This is a genomic window from Paraburkholderia pallida (assembly GCF_004524855.1).
Classification (GTDB): Bacteria; Pseudomonadota; Gammaproteobacteria; order Burkholderiales; family Burkholderiaceae; genus Paraburkholderia; species Paraburkholderia oxyphila.
In genome coordinates this window covers 1541571-1561425 of record NZ_CP038151.1, presented here as the reverse complement: position 1 = coordinate 1561425, position 19855 = coordinate 1541571, and the positions used below count along the sequence as shown (strand labels likewise).

The following is a 19855-nucleotide window of genomic DNA, read 5'->3' as shown; positions in this document are numbered from 1 at the left end:
GCAAATCATGGCCCCGATGTACGGCCACCGCAAGCCGTACAACCGCACCTTGAGGCCGGTTTACATCCACGACGCGCTGCCGCTTTTCGGCGCATTGATCGATGAACTCGCCCAGATCTGGGAGGACCTTTTGTGGATGTTGGCGGTCAAGTCGGTCCATGAAGGCGTGACATCGCTTTTCGCGGCAGCAACGACAGCCTTCTTGAATCGGCGTGCAACCAGCCGACGGCGTGCTCGAACCCGAGATCATGCATGAGGGGATGCGAGCCCTAGTTCGGGGTCTTCGGCGTCGACTTTTGACTGTTGCCGGTATGCTATTGGCTTTTCGAGATTTCGCGCCACATAGGTATCTTCATGCAGTACCGCCTCTTCATCGACGACCTGAGGGACCCAGCTTCGCCCGACTGGGTCGTAGCACGCAATTCGGCAGCAGCGATTGAGCTGCTTGAAACTCAGGGTTGCCCTGTCGAGATTTCATTTGACCATGACCTTGGTGGCGCCGACACAGCAATACCGGTCGTGAGGCGCCTCATCGATCTCGACTTGGACGCTGGCGGGACGTTTATTCCGGATGACTTCCACTTTACTGTCCATAGCGCGAACCCCGTCGGCCGCGAAAACATCCTCGAACTTCTCTCCCGGTACCTTGTCTTTCGAGTGGAACAGCCTGGCGCCTAGCGGGCTCTCCAGGAGAGAAACCGTGTATGCAATTAGCATGAGTGCCGGTCGCAGAAACGAGTTTCGAGCGACATCGCTCGTTTAGCGGAGCCGCTGTTGCCGTCTGTTGGGTATCCGTGCGCTCAAACGAGGTCGCCCCGAGGCAGGCGACGCAGATCGTCGGTCACAGGGACACTGGCAAGTATCACCAGTAGCATCGACAATGGCACTCCCGATACGAATCCAAAATGCCGGAACGCGACTGCGCCCACCGTTCCCCCAAGCAAAAACATCCCAAGTAGGGCAGCCAGCACACGAACTCGCCGCAGGTCTGCCGCCACATGGTGCGATCCGACGGGCGGTTCGGACCTGTTCCAATACAAGCTCTTGCCGAGTTCGATGCCGAGATCGGTGACGATACCAGTCATGTGCGTCGTCCGGATCTCCGCCCGAGAGATCTTCGTGATCATTGCGTTCTGCACGCCCATGACGTAGCAGAGCAGGGCGACTGTGACCGGCACGAACATGACACGATGGTGCTCAAGATTTGCACCGAGCGCAGCGAAGCAAAGGAGAAGCGCCGCTTCGAGTAGCAGTGGCACGGCGTAGACGCTATGGGCTGAGCGCCGGCGCCCCCAGTTGATGAGGATGGCCGAAGTTGCGGCGCCACTCACAAAGGCGATGACGGAACTGATCGCAGACAGCGCGAGTCCCAAGTCCCCAAGGGCAACGTTATCGGCGAATGACGAGACGATGCCCGACATGTGCGAGGTATATTGGCCTACAGCGAGAAAGCCGCCGGCATTGGTGGCGCCGGCAATCAGAGCCAGTACGCGCCCGAGGCGGAAATTGGCTTTCTCGGTACGCTGGATTGAAGTAAAGCTGCGGAGGTAATGGATGGGCACGGAGGCTCCCAAGGCGGCCAGCGACAATTGATAAAGTGTACGACGTGAGTCAATCCACCTACCGCATTACACGCCAAGTTGCAACAGCGACGAATTGCCGCAGGGCCGGTCAATTGTGGACGCGCCCGTGGAAACGGAGTGTGACGCGGGCCATGTTGCTGCCTACGGCTGTCACTTTTCAACGGCGCATTGTGGAGTCACAGCTTGAACGGCGCGGCAAAGGTTTCGCGATTTAAGGGTTTGCAGCAGTGACGGTTAAGTCCGCACAAACCTGACTATCGCGTTTAAAAACGAGTTCTACACCCGGTATCTACGTGGAGATATTGGGCCGGCGATGAAGTACTGGACGATTACCGAGCACACGAGTGCGCCGGCTTCGTTGTAACCGCTAGTTGGGCGACATCACGATCAACGTACAACCATGGTTGTCGCGCGTTTCTCACACCATTGACGGTTCTCATAGCCAACGCTTTACCGCGGCTGCAGTATCGCTCGGCAATGTGTTGAAGCATATCTTGGCTTGAGGTGCGTGGTGGTGTACCACATTGATTTACTTCTCAAACAGCATGAAGTTGCTCGGATTCGCGCGTACACCCGCCCCGATCAGGACGCAATCGTAACGCTTCTGCTCGAGTCTGCTTTGAACAACTGTCTCGGCAGTTTCGCCAAAGTCGGTTAAACACATCTGCACGCTGTACCCAAGACGAGTCAATTCGTCTTCAGAAGACTTGAGACCGGCCAGCACCTTCGGTGCGTCCATGCCCGGCGCGTAGCCCGGCTGTGAGGAGTCAATCAGTGTCGGATCCACGCCGATCACAAGCACACTCTTGTTGTCTGTCATAGCAACCTCGACGCGTAGAACAAAGGCAGTTCCCGGTCTGGCACCGGCCCTTCAGGCCCTCTGTAGTATGTCGATTGCCTTTCCAGCATCGTCCAGCGAGTCGACCGCGATATAAGCAATGAACTGTGTGCCAAGTACAGCGGCGGAAACGCCGCGGAGGTTGATTCCCCCATCTGCCAACATCCGGGTCAACTGTGCGATGATCCCCAGTTGGTCCAGGCCCATTACACGGACAGAGTGAAGGCTCGGGGTGACGTTGAACCCAACCTGGGTCGCGGCACGGATCTCCTGTTCCCCCTGCAGCGGTGCGACAAACACGACCCCCTTGCCCGATGCTTCCGGCATGCGACGTGCGACGACGAACTGCAAGTCTGCGCCAGCATCCCGCAAAACGCTTAATACTTCTGCCAGCCCGCCCGGTTTGTCTTCGATGGTTGCTGCCCAAACATCGACGCGTTCTACGATCAGTTCCATGGCAGTCCCTCCCGCCTGATGCATCGCCCAATAAAAATCTACGTCACCAAAGGCACGTGAGCAAGGCTCGCAGCGTAAGCGACACACGGGAATACCGTAACCCCGGACCGGCACCACGAGGTTTCACGCTATGCAATGCCGCCACTATGCACCCCGGAAACACCCGTTTCGGTTTGTCGTCTGGCCACGCAGCGCGCAACGTTTCAGCCTTTTCGGCGTCCAGTGCGTCGAGGCGGGCGGCGAGCGTCGCGCGCTCGATGCGGAGGGCCGGGCACGGTTGAGCGCAGCGGCGCTCCATTACTCGCGCCAGTCGCGCTATTACGCCTGCACGGTCACCAGCAATCACGCTCAAGTCACGACCATGCGCAGTCACGACTGGTACGCCGGCGGCGCGCAACTCGCCCGCGTGATGCGCCGCACTCAGGAAAAAGACGGCGTGACCGTGGCAGGTAGCGGCGATGCCGCCGATCCAGAGCTGGACACCGACGGCGCGCACACGCCATCCATGCGGGCGGCAGAGGGCGAGCAGCAGGTGCGCCGCGACGAGCACGACGCCGACGGCAACCCACGGGACGCGCTCGACGACAAGGCCGCCGCGTTGCCAGCCGGCCATGACCGAGAGGCACGTCGAAGTCGTCGTAGCGGCGAGTGCTAGCAATGTGGCGTAATCGTGCCTTTCCTTCATGCTAGGATTTCCGCCCGTCTATCTTGGAGGCCGCCATGTCCGATCCGAATCCTGAAGATCCGCGCCACCTCGACGGCCTCGAGGCGATCGCGAGGTGCCCCGGCGAATCCATAGAGTTGGAGGTCGCCGACTGGCTTGTGGCCAAAGGGTTCGCTCGTCATCAAGATCTCGTGCGTGACAGCGCCTTCGGTGGCATTGCCGCAACCGAGAAGGGGATGATGTGGCTGGAACGCCTCGGGCGTCGCGTGTAGTCCAACCAACACCGAGACGATCGAGAGGTACGCTGCAGTCACGGTAGCCGCGACGGCGAGCAATGCCGGTAGCGTTCTCATTGGCATGCCAGTTTCCTTACGTCCTGATTACGGTTGCGTTGGCGCGTGCTAGGATGGGCACCTACAGATGCAAGGAGGTCGCGATGCATTGGCACGTCTATCGAATTCCTTCTATCGATTTCGGATGGGGATACCTTCCAACCGTGTCCGACATGGCAGCACGTCTCGGTGCTGACGACGGGCGCATGCGCACTTCCGGGCAACCTGATTTGTCTGGCGATGTCACGCTCGACGCATTCATCGATGCGTGGGAAAGGGCTCAATCCGTCGCGAGCGAGCAAGGTTGGGAGGGCGATCTTTGTCATGATCCAGTCGTCTTTTGGCTTCCAGCCGAGAATGATTTTCAATTTGGCTTTGTGTTCAAACAGGACAACAACGGGACGACCTTTGTTGTGTCGCCGTTTGCACTTCCTCACATCGCGGCGCTGGAGTGATTCGCCAGTACTGGCTCGGAGCGCCGTTCAGTCGGCGCCAGCACTATGAAATCTGTCTACATGAACACCCCCCTTTGCGCCAGACTTTCGAGTCTTCGAAAAACAGGATGGGCTGCAGCTCTACATTCGGCCTTGTTGCAGCTTCTGCTTCGCTGCGGGCCCCTATGAAATCCGCTGACTCACGCCTCATTCACTTCGCGAGCTTGTTAGGCTCAGACAAATTTTCAGGCTTGGTGAGTCCCAGGTCCTACCCGTTTTGTCATCACACTCGAATGCCACCGCAACTTTTGACGTTCCATCCCGTCCAGCACAGCTCTTCCGTGTGAGCAGGAAGTTTAGGTTGGTCTAACGCTTTCATGGTCTTTCCGGTATGGCCGTTGATGCGCGAGCATTGCCCAGATTATCCGGGCAAGCTTGTTGGCCATCGCTACGATGACGACATTTAACGGACGTCGCTGCTTCATCTGCGCCACCCATGGCCCGGGCTCTTTCACGCGATAAATGATGCTCCGCGCGCCGTGAACGAGCAAAGTCCTGAGATAGGTATCCCCTCGCTTACTGATACCCTGTAGTTCTATCTTCCCGCCTGAACCCGTCTGGCCTGGCACGAGACCGAGCCATGCAGCGAACTCGCGCCCGGATTTGAAGGCTTTAGCGCGTCCCATCGTTGCCACTGCCGCCGTTGCGGTAAGCAGGCCTACGCCCGGAATCACTGAAATCGCTTTGGCAGACTGGTCGCCTTTCATCCACTCATTCAACCGCCGTTCGATCTGGCCGATCTGCCGATCGAGGTCATCCAGACCTTTCCATTGCTCGCGCAACGTGTCGATCAGGATCGCCGGCAAGCGTCCCGATAGTCTTTCCAGAATTCCCACCACCGCTCTGTCCAACGCAGTCCGACCGACGCCCATCACCTCGCCGTACTCGGTCAGCAATCCGCGCAGGCTGTTGATCTGCATCGTGCGGAACTTCACCAGTTGCTGCCGCATGCGATGCAGTGCGAGCACTGCCTGCTGGGCTTCGGTCTTCACAGCAACTTCCTTGCTGTCCATCCGTGTGGCCATCCAGATTGCGCGTGCGTCGGCCGCATCGTTCTTATTTCGGATGTTGAATGCCTTGACGAATTTCGCTGGCATCAACTTCACCTGGTGGCCCATTTCAATCAATCGCCGCGCCCAGTGCTGGGATCCGCTGCAGGACTCCATACCGATAAGACACGGATGGCGATTGGCGAAATATTCGAGAAACGCTGCCCGTTTGACCGGCCTGTTCACGATCTCGCCGGTTTCGGGATCGACCCAGTGCACCTGCATTACGTTTTTTGCGATGTCCACACCGACAATCGTCTGCGTCATGATGGAACCTCCGGCTGAGTAGGCCACTATGATCACCGATTTCTATCCAGTAGCGATCGCCGACCTCTGGCATGCCGCCGACGCGGCACGTGGCGAAGGGTGGGGGGGCGTTCATATCATTCACTACGGCACCCAAGCCATCACCGGTAGGCCACTTGTCTTGCTGGTGACCTCGTTGCCTTTGGCGTCACGCTTCTGGTCGATCCGCATGCCACTCATATTCGCGAGGCCGTGAGGGGGCAGTGCGTGCAGCAAGGTCGATGAAATCGCGGGCGCACTGCGGCGCATCGAATTCGCGGCTCACGCGCACCGGCTTCATGCGCGCAAAGATGCCGATGGCCTTTTCATTGCGGCGCTCGCTCCACTCGGCTTGCGTCAGTGGATAGTGGGTGCCGGGCTCAACTCGGACACCTTCTTCGCAGCACGCGTGCGTGCGATCTCCATCGACTGCCCATACACACGCAAGCCACTCATTTCGAAGCCCTCCAAATTTTCGGGTTAATCTGAGGCGCGCGGATAGGGCTATCAGCGGCGAACGGGTACTCGCGTGCCAGGCGATCAAGGATGCCGATCGTCGTCCAGAACGATCCCGCTATGAATCCAGCGGAGTTCACATAACGAGAAGGATTGCTAAGAAAACAAAAAAAACAGTCGTAGGTGAGCCTTTACGGGATTAGGTGTTGCGCTGCCCGTTGCAGGTGGCCGGCGAGTTATGTCGTGCAGTTCAGCCTGAATTGCCGTGAGCGCGACGAAGGCGGCTAGCGCCACGCAGAGCCGCGCGCCAAGCCTGAGTGTGTCCATTACCACAGAATGGTGAGGGAGTAGGTAACGTGGAACCCATGAAATGCAGATCCGGAGGTTGAAATTACCACCGGGAATGACAAAATGTCCCGCAAAGCCGGATAACGCGGGACTTTTTGTCGGAAGTGCCCTGCAACCGGCTGACCGCCCGTACGCCCTGGCGCGCTCCGGCTGAAGCCGGGTGCCGTGCGCCGGAGAGTCGGGCGACGACCGTCGCACCATGCACCATGGGTCGATGGACGCGGCGCACCGGCCATGCCGCGGCGCGTGGCACGGCACTGCGATCGGCTGCCCGCCAGGCGTGATCGCACGTGAACGCCTGCTCTGAAGGGCCGTTTTCGGTCAGGGGCAGGGCAGGCGGCGCCGGACGGGAACATGCCGACGTGTGGGAGCGCAGGATGGGCATCGAGTTGGACGGTGCCGTCGGTTGCGCCGGGTAGCGTCGCTCCGGTTCAAAGCTGAATGGATCATATGGACCCGCAACGGACCTTCAGATTCATGCCGTCGAATGGCCGAAGCTGAGACTTGTGGGGGCTTTTGCCGTATCCGCCGCCTTGGCGTAGCATCTCATTATCCAAGTCGATCCATTCTCGCTCATGCAGACAATTCTTATTGTGGATGACGATCCCGCGATCGTCGTTGCATGGAGCCGTATATTGCGCTTGAAAAAATTCGGGGTCGCGATCGCCAGAGATGCTGAGGCGGGTCTGACTGCCGCGAACGATCTACACCCGGCCCTGATCGTTACAGATCGGCATATGCCTGGAATGGATGGAGTTGAATTTTGCTGCCGACTCAAATGTAATCCGAAGCTAGCTGAAATCCCCATCATCCTGGCCAGTGCAGGCGAGAAACCAACCTTGAGCGAACCAATGTGGGATGCGCTTTGGCAGAAGCCTGTGCCCGTGGATGTCATGCTCGTGACGATAGAGCGGCTTCTGGCGAGGCCCTGCTAGGGGCGTTCGCCGCCCCGGAAACAGTCACTCTTGCGAGACGGTACGGATGAGCAACGCTCGACAGCGGTCACTCGTCACCAGCATCGAATATCCGTTGTTGGCCGATCGGCGCCCCGTCGAGTACGATGATGACCGTCGTCAGCGCGCATCACATGCGAAAGGCATAGACCAACCCCAAGCTGCCATACCGCTCTGGCTACCGCCACGACCGCTCATCAAGTACAACCGCCATCGTCGAGAGCGGCAATTGCAAACGACTGACCAAGACGCCAGTTGATGGGGAATACAAGCTACGCACCTATTCGAGCACCATCTGGGATCGCGGTCGCCCAGCCAACCTCTTGCTAACCATATCGGATGTCAGTAATGACATTGTGTTCATCTACGAGAATATTGATTCGGTTTGGGTTGAGTTCTTCAGTTACGACTGTCGATGGAGTCAGCAGGCGACAGGGATGTCCAATCAGTTCTCGGATCAACACTGGGAGATTGCGTGCGGATGGCGGGAATACGTCGCCAGCAATCTGCGATGGTCTCGCGTTATCCCCTAGATCCGAACTTGATGCAATTGTGAGTTTCCAAGGCCAAGGGTGACTTCCGCCATGGTTGTCCCCTCCAGCACTCGTTGTCTCCACTACTGTTTTTTCTGACATTGCTAGCTCCGATTGTCTTGCCTTTGCTGCGGGTAACGGCCGACTTCGCGGGAAATACGTTATGAACTCATCATGCGGTAGGTATTTGGATGGAATCCCTTCGTCATGCCTGGAGGGCATCGTAGATTTGCGGCGAAAGGATTGCAAGGTAGATGTAGGCGTTATGTGTGCTTTCGCACATTGCCGTGCAGTCCGGAGAGTGGCGATTTCCTCCGCACCGGATTGTCCCGCTAGATACCTCGGGGTTCCTAGACCTCGAGTCAACCACGGTCACTTTCGGCTGGGCAACCGATTGTCTGGAGCTCGTGACTCGGCTGAGTCACGAAAGATGTCGTCAGGTTCACCGCTTGATGAGGCTGCTGTGCAGCTTCAATTTGACGCGACGGAGACGCTCGAAGAAGCTCTGTCTGACTTTGCGGATCGCGAATAGGCAGAAAGGGAAAGTCTTGGCAAGGCGATTCACTGCGGCTGATGGTCTCGTCACAGTGGACATGATTCGCTGCGGACTTGATCGCCTATCCTTGGTCACCAAATCGACTACGGACTATTCGCTCAGCTGGGCTTAGGGCTGCATCTGGATTTTCGGCCAGGTAGGCATCGCCAAGTGCATCAACTATGGGCACCGCAGAATAGTCCACGACCCTATTCAGGACAGCCGGAAAGAGTCGCGCGTCGGTCTGTTCAAGCTCAGTCGCAAACCACTGTGAGGCCCTGTCTGTCCTCCAGCCGTCCTCTGGAATCTCCCTTGAACCCCACTGTCTTACCGGGATATCGAGACAAGCGCGCAGGTCGACGAAGTGTGCGAACGGGTAATGTGCGAACACACAATCGTCGTCGAAAACATAGAGGACGGGGATATGGCGTCGGAAGCGGAAGAGCCTCGGCCACAATCCCTCACGGTCGCACCAGAATATCTGACCAAACGAAATCGCCGAGCGGGTATCGTTGCTGCCTGCAGTCGACAGAAAGAAGCATTCCAGATGGGCTCTTTTTTCGAACTCGCTCTCTGCCTGTCTCCATACCTGCGGGAGCCGGACGACAAGAGCGTGCTTCTCTCCTGTCTGAGATGCGACGCGTTCGGGCAGCGAAACTGTGTCAACGAAATGGCATGTCGCCTCGCCGGAGGCGCGTATGGCTTCGATGGCTTCGTTCGTGCCGTTGATTGTGCTTAGGGGAACAGAGTCGGCGTAACCGGCCGCAGCGCGACGTCTGACCATGTCCCAGACTCGTCCGGTGCATAGCGCGACGTCGGATTCGTCTTTCCGGCCTTTTCTCACGACTTGCTCGATGATACATATCGCCTCGGTCTCACTGTTCGTACGCAGAAGCAGCGAACGTAGTGGCGAACCGAGCCGATTCCAGACCTCTTCGACCGCGCACATGTCGGCGCGATATTCGGCCAGCTTCTGAAAATATTCCACTACCGAGCCTGTGGCGAGGATTTCAGCCGCCACTTCCGGCAAATCCACCTCAAGCCATTGGCCGAGGACTCTTGTGTACACCAGGTCCCACGAGCCGCTGCCATTGCCGCAATCGCATGCGAGCAGTTCGCGCTTTGCGTGGCGCAGGGCTCTTGCCATTGCCGAAAGATTATCGGGCGCCCGCGATGGCAGCAGGCTGGCGTCGGCATTCCACAAGTCTGCAGCCACTTCTCCCGGCACCAGAAGTGCGGCGGGCACCTGGGCAGACTGTGGCGACTCCAGATGATGCTCACCGGCCGCGTATCGTCGATGCACAGCCCGTACGACCCGTTCGATACTTGCACGCGCTTCGGTGTCGCCGCACTCCCACTCGCCGTGGTCCAGGGCGTACACCATTTCGTCAATCCCCAGGTAACCGTAGTCGTCGGCGTCATGCATATCTGCGAAGCACGCATCGTAATGGGCCTGAACGCGCATCGATTCTGCGATTTCCCGCAGAGAATCGTAGTGGCGTAAAAGCTCGATGAGTCGGTCACTCTGGCTCGCTTCGCGCAATGGGTTAATTAAATTGGGCTTTAATCCCTCGATTGCCCAGACCATGACCTCCGGCACGTGGATGGCATTGCCGTTTCCGGCGGACTGATCCATCCGAAGCAGAAGGCGGACTGCATAGTAGAACGCCCGCTCGACGGCGCTGAAGGAAACGGCAGGGGAAAGGATGGCCATGAGATTTTCGATAGGTCACAAGGTATGTATTACGCACATCCACCTTTGGGCGTGTGCGGGCTTTTCACCTATATGCACGGCTTTTATCCCTGGTTGGCCAGAAAACGTCGGCCTTCAGGCGGGGGGTGAAAGGTGGGTGTAGACAGCGACGTAGATGTCCGAGGAAACCGGTTGACATATCCCGCGTTCAGCGTCGCGGCAAATGAAAGCGTTTGTCCGGGGAGCCATTTTCAGAGGGAGCAAACTCTGCGGATTGTGGACCGGTTGGGTACGGATTCCAGGGTCCTGACAAACTCATCGGCCGAGAGGTGTTCGAACAGCGCGAGAACTTCAAGGTTCAGCCCTTGGTGCCGGAGGGCGAACTCATGATGCAGAACCGGAGATTCCTCGATGAAGTCCATAGTCGGTGATGTGTGGCAGCAACTACGCGCGTAGGCCACAGCGAGTGACCTCAGCCAATAGCAGAGTTGATGTTTTTCGAGCGTCTGTACGGTCTTCTGGCACGCGGAAAGGAGGGGCACCCAAACCCAGAGGTTGAAAGGTGCCCGCCGTAAGAAAGTTAAACCACGGCTCAACGAAAAGCGAAGTAATCGCGCACGTCGATAATACCGTCGTCAACATTGACAGTTGGGTCGTACTCGTGCCTGTGTCCATCTGCTACGCAGCACGCCACCCAGAGGTCCTCTTCCGTCTGCTCTGTATAGGGGTATTGCTGGAATGAGATTTTGTCCCTGAATACCCAAAGAACGTGAAGGCGTTGGCAATCGAGTGGCTGAGCCAAATTAACCGCTTGCGCTGAGACGGCAATGCGTCCATTTGCGAGCAGGGCACAGGCAATCGGGAAGCCATCGTCAGTGCGTCGCACTTGCGTGCTGATTGCCTGCGACTGGTAGTCGATATCTTCGGATGCAACGTCAGTGAGGACAACGACGATGCATTTCTCAGTGGTATCTAGCTCTCTTGTTAAGATTTTCGCGACGTTAGCGATGCACGCCGCTTTCCCACCGTAAAGCGACGTGGTCTTACGAACCCCGTCGACGAAGTCGGCGTCTGCGTCGTGCTCGTTGAGCTGAAGAGCGGGGCGATTCTGGGGCAATTGGGTTTGAAGGTCCTGCATCTGTATATCCTAAATCATTGGTGACGTTGCGTCGCGACGTCTGCGACATTATGTATAGCTATCGTTGTCGTTCAGTCTTGACCTTTGTCGTGCCGATAACTTCGGCTGTGGTCAGTCAGCCAATATGGCTTCTCGATGAGGACACGCGGGGTTGGTCAGGTCGGCAACCTCGAAAAATCCGAGGTGGCTCGCTTCTGCCGCGACCTTCTGCCAGGCTCGTACTTCCTCCTGAGTCAGCGGGTTGTGGTCTTCCTCGATGGCGTTTTTTTGCGTCATGCCTTCAAGCAAATCCTCTGAAATGTAGTATTGCGACACCGACGGCTCGTCGTCAAAAAGCCAAAGCACGTTCAGGTTGTCGTAGAGGCTCGCGTTGGCCCGGTGGGGGGCCATGTGTGTCAATGCCACCTGACCACCGCCCAGCATGAGGCACGCAATGCGCGCGCCATTGGCTCTCGGATGAACTGCGCTATAGATATCGGGATACGCATGGTCGATTGCATCAGAATCCCTTCCGCAAAGTGGAATGACGACGATTTTTTCGCCAGATAGCTCTGCCGCGTCGTCAAGGATGTCATCCGCCGCGACGACATAGCTCGGTAGTGATGCGTGTGTCTTTGCGTCGTTGCGAATTTGCTGGAGGACGTGCGGATTGAAATCTTCGATGTCAAATTCGAGCGTGGCGGACTGGAAACCAGGGTAACGGTGCTTTTTCATTTTTATATCTTTAGGAGGTTCTGAAGGTGGTGTGGCGAATTCAGCAAATTTCTCGTTATTGAATCTGCTTCATCGTGTTCGAAGTGGATGTTAGTGAAGGGTGTTGAAATTGGCAATAGATGTCGAAAAATATCCAATTATTTATACGGCGCCCGGAGTGATATTCATATAAATATTTATACGGTTCATGATTTCTTTATGAAATCATGAGGATATCGTAAGGCACATTGGCGGATGAGTGATGGTACGTGAGGTACCACTGTCGGGCAGGCTCGCTATGCGCTGGAAGCGGGCAGCCGCATGGCACCGATGATTGGACTGTTCCGCGCCCGACAGAACTTCCGGCGGTATGTACTCTGAGAGACCGGCGCGGTGGCCAAGGCACGGCCTATCTTGAACTGAGGAGGGGGAAAGTTCTGGTATGGGCTCACGAATTGTCAGCATCGCTTACGGCATCACGGTACCTCACACTCTATCTGTTCGACGACGGTCCGGCTCTTGATATCATCCCGGCGACCGAGGCGCTTACGGAGGAGATTGCGATACATCTAATGAGTGCGCAATCATGTTATCCGTATGATGACGAGCCGTCCGAGAATGCGGCAAGGGACGCATTTAAACTTCCTATGGTGGTAAGAAATGCGAGAACCGTAATGCCACTCGATGCTACGGTTGGAAGTGATGTCTCGGACTCCGATGCAGACTGTGAGGTGACTCAAGCTGGCGCACCGAGCGAAGTGGCTGAGATTCAATGGCTAGACAACATCCCGTTCTGAGCGTTGCCACGCGGGCGAGACAACTACGAGTCGCCGTACCTATGTAGTGATTTTCAGGCTCGACGCTTGGATGGAGTCTATACATGACACCCGCCACGTGTTCCGGTCGCAGACCTGGAGCTTGACGTCGCCAGTGAACGGGACGCACGGTTTCAGGAAAAGGCACGACGGGTTGGTCATCGGGTCGTATCCAGAGGGCATCCCGGCGGTGTCAAGCAAGCTTTCTCTGCGCTCCCCGCCCGCTTCGCGACATGCGAAATCGCACGCACGCGGAAAGCTTCGGGGCTTCCCGAGGAACGAGCCAGAGTCTTAGCACAGGGAAGCAACGGCGACGTAGGTTCGCTTGCACGCTGCTTGAAGGGGGCGCCATACCGGGACAGACTTCGGGGCCGTGGGTCTCGCGGTCGTGATGCTCGCGGACGGAGAGAGCGAGGAAAAACCAGGCGAAATCTCTACGCTGGGAGCAATTTAGGGCGAGCCCTACACGGAATGCGTGGGCATGCTTCGCTCCACAGCGGCGGAGTCTGGTTCCCTGCTGACGCACTAGGATCACGTGTGAAAGCAAATTCTATATATGTTAATTAACATTAACTACACGTTTCGGAAGCAAGGTTCTTCAACTTGCCCAATTGCGAGTCGTAGGCATGACTTGCCACCGCCCGCTATCCCTCATGCCGCGCAACGAACTATATTTGTTGAAGCAATTTCTGTGTGACGAGCTATTCAACTTCGAAGTCGATAGGTGGGACATGCGAAAGGGTGCCCGAGGCCGTCATCGGTAGCCTTTGCGTCTCGGAGAGCCTTCACGATATCGTTTGCGATCTGGCTTGGCGAGCAACTGACGGGGGCTCGTAATTGCGTGGCGCTACCTCGAACAGATATTTTCGGCGCAAGCATGTAAGGGATCTTTCCCGTTGATGCTTCTTGTTTTGGTTTGAACGGCCGCCGAGGCAATCGCACTCGACAGTGCGAGAGCGGAAATGGTGAGGGTTTTCAGGAGGCAGGACGGTTATGTGTGTTCGCGTGCGAGGCGGCAGCTCCGCCTAGAGCCCAGGCCCAGTAGAAAGTGTTCTCACTACAACTGCTGCACTACAGATGTTGCCTTGGCATGGTAGTCGGTCGATTGCTTGCCGAATCCCAACGGGGTGCATTGTCCGTTGAGGCAGAGGCTACAGGTGTGTCATACGAACCCCTACGCGGAAAGCATATCTAGTCCGAATTTTCAGCCGACAGAATCACATCGATGCCGATGCGGGCGCGTTTTCCTCCTTCCTTTTCATCGCGGCACGCTTATTGCAGTCAACTGTCGAGGTAGCTGTTCTCCGGCGGTGGCCACTCTTCTCTATCCTTTGAAGAATTCGGAAAGAGGGGACTTGAGTGCGGTTGCGATACGGGCCAAGACCTCCAGAGTGATGTCCGGGCGCAGTCGCTCAATCTGGCCGACGTATCCTCTCGGAAGATCCGCGCGCTTTGTCAACTCGTTCTGTGACAGTTCTAGCTCTATGCGTAAGCGTGTGACGGCCTGTGCTACGACGTCTGGCAAATCTTCGCACGAGCAGTTAGGCGCTGGAGAGTCAGCCGTCCCTTTCTCGAAGAATGCGCATGGGTGCATTTCCAGTGCTCGTGCCAGTTTGCAGATTGTCACGACGCGTACGTTCGCCTTGACTTCTTCAATCAAATAAAGCGTGTTCCGGCTAATCGATGCCTTCTTTGCTAAGTCTTCTCGGGATAGGTCTCGCGCCGCTCGTAGATTGCGCAAGGTCACAGCGAAGTCCGCGTTCGCAGATGATCGACTCATCAGGTTTTGAAAACATGGTGGTGGCGCCGGGAATGATAACGCGTTGACCGCCGCATCTTTCGTGATGCTGGGTACCGCCCATGTTCGTTTGTTAATGCTTCGAGTCGGTCGCAAGTTCGATTTTGAAAGCTGCCGTACGATGGTACATGGGTGATCAGCGACTCCGACAGCGACAGCGACAGTTGCAGCCAGACAGGTAGCGGGCGGGCGGCGGCGAGATTGGTTAGTGATTGTGACTCGCATCATGAAATTTTCTGGTGAAAATTACTATTTATTCGATAATTACAGATAAAAACATCCTGACGGTCGGATGAGCGGCAGCTAGATTTGACGGCAAATCAAATCAAGCTTCCCTCAGCAGGACTTGCTCGCTACGGCGCCAAAACGAACTTTACTTTTTCGATTTTGTTCGTTAGATTTCGCATTCGAACATTTCGGGTTCGCACTTGGGCTCGTTTTGGGGCCACTACCCGAATTACCAGGACTATCAGGAAACGCAGGTGACTCAACAGAATCGCTACGATCTGCTCGTCGTGGGCGGCGGGATCAACGGCGCGGGCATCGCGCGCGACGCTGCCGGGCGCGGGCTTTCCGTGCTCCTTTGCGAGCAGGACGACCTCGCCTCGCATACGTCGTCGGCCAGCACGAAGCTGATTCACGGCGGGCTGCGCTATCTCGAGTACCGCGAGTTCGGCCTCGTGCGCAAGGCGCTGCAGGAGCGCGAGACGCTGCTGCGCTCGGCGCCGCACATCATGTGGCCGCTGCGCTTCGTGATGCCGCACATGCCCAACCTGCGCCCCGCGTGGCTGATCCGCATCGGCCTCTTTCTCTACGATCACCTCGCGAAGCGCGAATTGCTGCCGGGCTCGCGCGGCATCGACCTGCGCCGCCACGCGGCGGGCGCGCCGCTCATCGACACTATCCGGCGCGGCTTTGTCTATTCGGACGGCTGGGTGGACGACGCGCGCCTCGTCGTGCTCAACGCGCTCGACGCGCAGGAGCGCGGCGCGCAGATTCTCACGCGCACCAAGCTCGTTTCCGCGCAGCGCAAGAACGGCGAGTGGCTGGCCATCCTGCGCCGGCCCGACGGCAGCACCTTCGACGTGCGCGCACGCGCGGTGGCCAATGCGGCGGGCCCGTGGGTGGGCGAAGTGCTGCACGGCGCGCTCGGGCGCGGCGCGCAGCATAGCGTGCGGCTCGTGAAGGGCAGCCATATCGTGACGAAGCGGCTGTTCGACCACGATCACGCGTACATTTTCCAGAACCCGGACAAGCGCATCATCTTCGCGATTCCCTACGAGCACGACTTCACGCTGATCGGCACAACCGATGTCGAGTACCGCAACGATCCTGCGAAGGTGTCGATCGACGGCGACGAGACGCGCTATCTGTGCGAGTCCATCAACCGCTATTTCAAGCGCAAGATCTCGCCCGCCGACGTGCACTGGACCTACTCGGGCGTGCGTCCGCTGCTCGAGGAAGAGGGCGCGAAGAACGCATCGGCCGTCACGCGCGACTATCGTCTGGAAATGGACGACGCCGAAGGCGCGCCGCTGCTTTCCGTGTTCGGCGGCAAGATCACCACGTTCCGCAAGCTCGCGGAAGAGGCCGGCGACATGCTGTGCCGCGTGCTGGGCAGTGACGCGCCCAGCTGGACCGAAGGCGAAGCGCTGCCGGGCGGCGACATCGCGAACGCGCGCTTTGCGCCCTTCGCCGAAGCCTTCGCCCGACGCTTCGCCTGGCTGCCCGCGCCGCTCGCGCTGCGCTACGCGCGCGCTTACGGCACGCGCGCCGAGCGCCTGATCGGCCACGCTACGTCGCTCGAAGAACTGGGTGAGCAAATTGCGCCGGGCATCTACGAAGCCGAGCTGCGCTATCTGCGCGATACCGAATGGGCGACCTGCGCCGAAGACGTGCTGTGGCGCCGCTCGAAGCTCGGCCTGCACGTGGCGCCGGGCACGCTGGAAGCGGTCACGGCCGCGCTCGAATCGTGGTTTGCCGCGAGCCGCGCGCGGGCCGCGGTGCCGCACTGAGCATTACGCGCATCTACGCGCATCGAATCACGAACATTCAGCACCACTCCCACGCGCCGTGCCTTGTGGCGCGCATCACAACTACTTAAGGATGGAGATGAGAGACATGCAGGACCAACAGTACATTCTTGCGCTCGACCAGGGCACGACGAGCTCGCGTGCGATGCTGTTCGACCGTCAGGGCCAGATCGTCTCGATCGCCCAGAAGGAGTTCGAACAGATCTATCCGCGCCCGGGCTGGGTCGAGCATGATCCGCAGGAAATCTGGTCGACGCAGGCGGGCGTGGCGGCCGAAGCCGTCACGCGCGCGGGCCTGAACGGCACCAACATCGCCGCCATCGGCATCACGAACCAGCGCGAGACCACTATCGTCTGGGATCGCGAGACGGGACACCCCATCTATAACGCCATCGTCTGGCAGGACCGCCGCACGGCTGACTTCTGCGACCAGCTCAAGGACCAGGGCCTCGAAGCCATGGTGCGCGCGAAGACCGGCCTGCCGATCGATTCGTACTTCTCCGGCACCAAGATCCGCTGGATTCTCGACAACGTGGAAGGCGCGCGCGAAAAGGCGCGGCAAGGCAAGCTGGCATTCGGCACCGTCGACAGCTGGCTGGTCTGGAACTTCACGAAGCACGAGCTGCACGTGACCGACGTCACGAACGCCTCGCGCACGATGCTCTTCAACATCCACACCCGCAAGTGGGACGACGAACTGCTCGAAGCGCTCGACATTCCGCGCAGCATGCTGCCCGAAGTCCGTTCGTCATCCGAAATATATGGGCCGACCAAAACCACGGTGTTCGCTTCGAAGATCCCGCTCGCCGGTATCGCGGGCGACCAGCAGGCGGCGCTGTTTGGCCAGATGTGCACGGCCTCGGGCATGGTGAAGAACACCTACGGCACGGGCTGCTTCCTGATGATGAACACGGGCACGAAGCCCATCGAGTCGAAGAACAATCTCGTGACGACGATCGCCTGGCAGATTGGCGACGAGGTGAACTACGCGCTCGAAGGCAGCATCTTCATCGCGGGCGCGGTGGTGCAATGGCTGCGCGACGGCATGGGCGTCATCAAGAGCGCGGCGGAAGTCGAAGCGCTCGCCGCGAGCGTGCCGCACACGGACGGCGTCTATCTCGTGCCCGCCTTCGCCGGCCTTGGCGCGCCGCACTGGAACGCGCATGCGCGCGGCTCGCTGTTCGGCGTGACGCGCGGCACGACTTCGGCGCACGTGGCGCGCGCGGCGCTCGATTCGATCGCGTATCAATCGCTCGACGTGCTCGCCGCCATGGAGGCCGATTCGGGCATCAGCGTGGGCGAGCTGCGCGTGGATGGCGGCGCGAGCGCGAACAACCTGCTCATGCAGTTCCAGGCGGACTTGCTCGGCGTGGATGCGGTGCGTCCGCAGATTACCGAAACCACCGCGCTGGGCGCGGCCTATCTCGCGGGCCTCGCCACCGGCTACTGGAACAGCGTGCACGATCTGCAGAGCCAGTGGCACGTGGACAAGCGCTTCTCGCCCGCCATGCCGGCCTCGCAAGTCGACGTCTGCCGCGCGGGCTGGCAGCGCGCGGTGCGCGCCGCCAAGGCGTGGGCCGACGACGCGCAGTAAATGCAGTACGACGCCAGCAAAAGCATCTCAACCTAAAAACACAATAATCCGCGGACGGGCCGCGCGGCCGCGTTGCATCGGCTGCGTGCGCCCGGCCCGGATCGAAAGAGAGACAAATCGAATGTCACCCTATATTGCTGAATTCATCGGCACGGCCATTCTCGTGCTGCTCGGCAACGGCGCGGTCGCCAACGTGCTGCTCGCGAAGACCAAAGGCAAGGGCGCCGACCTCATCGTCATCGTGATGGGCTGGGCCATGGCCGTGTTCGTGGCCGTCTACGTGACCGCATCGTATAGCGGCGCGCATCTGAACCCGATCGTGACGATCAGCCTCGCGCTCGCGGGCAAATTCGCCTGGTCGAAGGTGGGCGGCTATATTGCCGCGCAAATGCTCGGCGGCATGGCGGGCGCCTTCCTCGTGTGGCTCGCCTATCGCCAGCACTTCGCGAACGAAGCGGACTCCGACGTCAAGCTCGCCGTCTTCTGCACCGCGCCCGCGATCCGCAGCGTGCGCCACAACGTGATTACCGAAGCCATCTGCACCTTCGTGCTGATCCTCGGCGTGCTGTATCTCGCTTCGCCGCAGGTGGGGCTCGGCGCGCTCGACGCGCTGCCCGTTGGCCTGCTCGTGCTCGGCATCGGTATTTCGCTGGGCGGCCCCACGGGCTACGCCATGAGCCCGGCGCGCGATCTCTCGCCGCGCATCATGCATGCGCTGCTGCCGATCCCGGGCAAGCGTGACAGCGACTGGCGCTATGCGTGGATTCCGGTGCTCGGGCCGCTTGTCGGCGGCGTGGCGGCATCGTCGCTGTATCTGTATCTGCACGCGATGCACTGAGTGTCGTAAATCGGACGCGGGCCTGGTATCGAACCCGGTCCGCGTCTGTCTAAAGCCTGTTCGCGAGCCCGGTGGCTTCACGCTCAGGTGCAGCGGGGAAGCTTGCCAATCTCTGCGCGACACGCGCCACTACCGGTTGCCAATCGCCAGGCCGGGGTTGCCGAAACAAGGTCACGCTGTCGTACCATCGCTGTGATTCCTGCGTCCCCCACGCCCATTGCGACACGCGATCGAGCATCGCGAACACGGGCTTGCCGAGCGCGCCGCCCAGATGAAGCGGAGCGCTATCGATCGTCACGACCGCATCGAGTGCGCAGACATGCGCGGCGACGTCTTCGAAGCCGTCGCGGTAGTCGGGCGTCAAATCGCAGTGCGGCACGTTCGCCGGCATAGCTGTATGCCCCGGCGAAAGGGGATGGAAAACCACATCGTTCAACGCGAAGAGCGGCGCCAACGCTTCAAGCGTCATGGAACGCTGCGCGTCACGCCTATGGTTGGGATCGCCACGCCAAACGAGACCGATCTGAAGTGCATCATGCATCGGCGATGCCTCGCGTACACGAGACTGCCATTGCGCTGCGCGCGACGCATCGGGCTCGAGATAGGGCGTGCCGCGCACCTGCTCCGTAAGCGGCTCGGCAGGGCCGGTCCCCGATTCGCGCGCGCGTGGGGCATGATGTGAGAGCGTGGAGAGGTCCGGGTAGATCCAGATAGATCGTTTCCATGA

General features: G+C 59.0%; 19 protein-coding genes. 10 read left to right on the top strand and 9 right to left on the bottom strand.

All coding sequences use genetic code 11. From position 1 onward, the window contains the following. Positions 1-7: 7 nt before the first annotated feature. Both E1956_RS41690 and E1956_RS41685 read left to right on the top strand, forming a co-directional pair. A complete protein-coding gene (locus E1956_RS41690; RefSeq protein ID WP_134759215.1) occupies positions 8-256 on the top strand; it encodes a hypothetical protein in 249 nt (82 codons plus the stop codon). Positions 257-354: 98 nt separating this feature from the next. Continuing rightward, positions 355-678: a cyclic-phosphate processing receiver domain-containing protein gene (locus E1956_RS41685; RefSeq protein ID WP_134759213.1), complete on the top strand. Its 324-nt coding sequence runs from the start codon at positions 355-357 to the stop codon at positions 676-678. Between the two features lie 122 nt (positions 679-800). Here the strand turns inward: E1956_RS41685 and E1956_RS41680 are convergent, their stop codons facing one another. The 3 genes from E1956_RS41680 to E1956_RS41670 form a co-directional block, all read right to left on the bottom strand. Beyond that, a complete protein-coding gene (locus E1956_RS41680; RefSeq protein ID WP_134759211.1) occupies positions 801-1562 on the bottom strand; it encodes a YoaK family protein in 762 nt (253 codons plus the stop codon). Between the two features lie 550 nt (positions 1563-2112). Continuing rightward, complete coding sequence (locus E1956_RS41675; protein WP_197733001.1) at positions 2113-2403, bottom strand: hypothetical protein; 291 nt, start codon at positions 2401-2403, stop codon at positions 2113-2115. Between the two features lie 51 nt (positions 2404-2454). Further along, entirely contained in the window at positions 2455-2877 is a 423-nt protein-coding gene (locus E1956_RS41670) for an ACT domain-containing protein (RefSeq protein ID WP_134759209.1), read from the bottom strand. A 130-nt stretch (positions 2878-3007) separates the two neighbouring features. Here E1956_RS41670 and E1956_RS46495 point away from each other — a divergent pair, with 130 nt between their 5' ends. From E1956_RS46495 to E1956_RS41655, 3 genes are all read left to right on the top strand, one after another. Further along, entirely contained in the window at positions 3008-3532 is a 525-nt protein-coding gene (locus E1956_RS46495; protein WP_167760293.1) for a hypothetical protein, read from the top strand. Positions 3533-3597: 65 nt separating this feature from the next. Continuing rightward, complete coding sequence (locus E1956_RS41660; protein WP_134759207.1) at positions 3598-3813, top strand: hypothetical protein; 216 nt, start codon at positions 3598-3600, stop codon at positions 3811-3813. A gap of 164 nt (positions 3814-3977) precedes the next feature. Continuing rightward, complete coding sequence (locus E1956_RS41655; protein WP_134759206.1) at positions 3978-4328, top strand: hypothetical protein; 351 nt, start codon at positions 3978-3980, stop codon at positions 4326-4328. 335 nt (positions 4329-4663) lie between these two features. On the opposite strand, the gene E1956_RS41650 is transcribed toward E1956_RS41655, so the two are convergent. Then, positions 4664-5683: an IS110 family RNA-guided transposase gene (locus E1956_RS41650; RefSeq protein WP_134759204.1), complete on the bottom strand. Its 1020-nt coding sequence runs from the start codon at positions 5681-5683 to the stop codon at positions 4664-4666. Between the two features lie 28 nt (positions 5684-5711). Here E1956_RS41650 and E1956_RS41645 point away from each other — a divergent pair, with 28 nt between their 5' ends. Together E1956_RS41645 and E1956_RS41640 are read left to right on the top strand one after the other, a co-directional pair. After that, on the top strand, positions 5712-5918 hold the full coding sequence (locus E1956_RS41645; RefSeq protein ID WP_134759202.1) for a hypothetical protein: 207 nt from the start codon (positions 5712-5714) through the stop codon (positions 5916-5918). A gap of 1162 nt (positions 5919-7080) precedes the next feature. Continuing rightward, positions 7081-7440, top strand: a complete 360-nt coding sequence (locus E1956_RS41640; RefSeq protein ID WP_134759200.1) for a response regulator — start codon at positions 7081-7083, stop codon at positions 7438-7440. A 1168-nt stretch (positions 7441-8608) separates the two neighbouring features. On the opposite strand, the gene E1956_RS41625 is transcribed toward E1956_RS41640, so the two are convergent. The 4 genes from E1956_RS41625 to E1956_RS47805 all read right to left on the bottom strand — a co-directional run bounded on the left by E1956_RS41625 (position 8609) and on the right by E1956_RS47805 (position 14645). After that, the gene (locus tag E1956_RS41625) at positions 8609-10240 is read right to left on the bottom strand and encodes a hypothetical protein (protein ID WP_134759195.1); all 1632 of its coding nucleotides are present in this window, start codon (positions 10238-10240) and stop codon (positions 8609-8611) included. Positions 10241-10811: 571 nt separating this feature from the next. Continuing rightward, a complete protein-coding gene (locus E1956_RS41620) occupies positions 10812-11357 on the bottom strand; it encodes a hypothetical protein (RefSeq protein WP_134759193.1) in 546 nt (181 codons plus the stop codon). Positions 11358-11468: 111 nt separating this feature from the next. Next, a complete protein-coding gene (locus E1956_RS41615; protein WP_134759191.1) occupies positions 11469-12071 on the bottom strand; it encodes a hypothetical protein in 603 nt (200 codons plus the stop codon). Between the two features lie 2118 nt (positions 12072-14189). Beyond that, positions 14190-14645 carry a helix-turn-helix domain-containing protein gene (locus E1956_RS47805; protein ID WP_418789349.1) on the bottom strand — a complete coding sequence of 152 codons (456 nt, stop codon included), beginning with the start codon at positions 14643-14645 and terminating at the stop codon, positions 14190-14192. 500 nt (positions 14646-15145) lie between these two features. Between E1956_RS47805 and glpD the strand changes: the two genes are divergently transcribed. From glpD to E1956_RS41595, 3 genes are all read left to right on the top strand, one after another. Further along, the gene (gene glpD, locus E1956_RS41605) at positions 15146-16678 is read left to right on the top strand and encodes a glycerol-3-phosphate dehydrogenase (protein ID WP_134759187.1); all 1533 of its coding nucleotides are present in this window, start codon (positions 15146-15148) and stop codon (positions 16676-16678) included. 106 nt (positions 16679-16784) lie between these two features. Further along, positions 16785-18290: a glycerol kinase GlpK gene (gene glpK, locus E1956_RS41600; RefSeq protein WP_167760291.1), complete on the top strand. Its 1506-nt coding sequence runs from the start codon at positions 16785-16787 to the stop codon at positions 18288-18290. 121 nt (positions 18291-18411) lie between these two features. After that, positions 18412-19128: an MIP/aquaporin family protein gene (locus tag E1956_RS41595; protein WP_028220554.1), complete on the top strand. Its 717-nt coding sequence runs from the start codon at positions 18412-18414 to the stop codon at positions 19126-19128. Between the two features lie 49 nt (positions 19129-19177). Here the strand turns inward: E1956_RS41595 and E1956_RS41590 are convergent, their stop codons facing one another. Next, positions 19178-19747 carry a hypothetical protein gene (locus E1956_RS41590; RefSeq protein WP_134759183.1) on the bottom strand — a complete coding sequence of 190 codons (570 nt, stop codon included), beginning with the start codon at positions 19745-19747 and terminating at the stop codon, positions 19178-19180. Positions 19748-19855: the final 108 nt, after the last annotated feature.

Excerpts from the sequence above, each read along its gene's own strand:
- E1956_RS41655 (WP_134759206.1), top strand. The coding sequence starts at position 3,978 with ATGCATTGGCACGTCTATCGAATTCCTTCTATCGATTTCGGATGGGGA.
- E1956_RS47805 (WP_418789349.1), bottom strand. The coding sequence starts at position 14,645 with ATGAGTCGATCATCTGCGAACGCGGACTTCGCTGTGACCTTGCGCAAT.
- E1956_RS41690 (WP_134759215.1), top strand. The coding sequence starts at position 8 with ATGGCCCCGATGTACGGCCACCGCAAGCCGTACAACCGCACCTTGAGG.
- E1956_RS41615 (WP_134759191.1), bottom strand. The coding sequence starts at position 12,071 with ATGAAAAAGCACCGTTACCCTGGTTTCCAGTCCGCCACGCTCGAATTT.
- E1956_RS41660 (WP_134759207.1), top strand. The coding sequence starts at position 3,598 with ATGTCCGATCCGAATCCTGAAGATCCGCGCCACCTCGACGGCCTCGAG.
- E1956_RS41645 (WP_134759202.1), top strand. The coding sequence starts at position 5,712 with ATGATCACCGATTTCTATCCAGTAGCGATCGCCGACCTCTGGCATGCC.
- E1956_RS41675 (WP_197733001.1), bottom strand. The coding sequence starts at position 2,403 with ATGACAGACAACAAGAGTGTGCTTGTGATCGGCGTGGATCCGACACTG.
- E1956_RS41640 (WP_134759200.1), top strand. The coding sequence starts at position 7,081 with ATGCAGACAATTCTTATTGTGGATGACGATCCCGCGATCGTCGTTGCA.
- E1956_RS41650 (WP_134759204.1), bottom strand. The coding sequence starts at position 5,683 with ATGACGCAGACGATTGTCGGTGTGGACATCGCAAAAAACGTAATGCAG.
- glpK (WP_167760291.1), top strand. The coding sequence starts at position 16,785 with ATGCAGGACCAACAGTACATTCTTGCGCTCGACCAGGGCACGACGAGC.
- E1956_RS41685 (WP_134759213.1), top strand. The coding sequence starts at position 355 with ATGCAGTACCGCCTCTTCATCGACGACCTGAGGGACCCAGCTTCGCCC.
- E1956_RS41620 (WP_134759193.1), bottom strand. The coding sequence starts at position 11,357 with ATGCAGGACCTTCAAACCCAATTGCCCCAGAATCGCCCCGCTCTTCAG.
- E1956_RS41670 (WP_134759209.1), bottom strand. The coding sequence starts at position 2,877 with ATGGAACTGATCGTAGAACGCGTCGATGTTTGGGCAGCAACCATCGAA.
- E1956_RS41625 (WP_134759195.1), bottom strand. The coding sequence starts at position 10,240 with ATGGCCATCCTTTCCCCTGCCGTTTCCTTCAGCGCCGTCGAGCGGGCG.
- E1956_RS41595 (WP_028220554.1), top strand. The coding sequence starts at position 18,412 with ATGTCACCCTATATTGCTGAATTCATCGGCACGGCCATTCTCGTGCTG.
- E1956_RS46495 (WP_167760293.1), top strand. The coding sequence starts at position 3,008 with ATGCAATGCCGCCACTATGCACCCCGGAAACACCCGTTTCGGTTTGTC.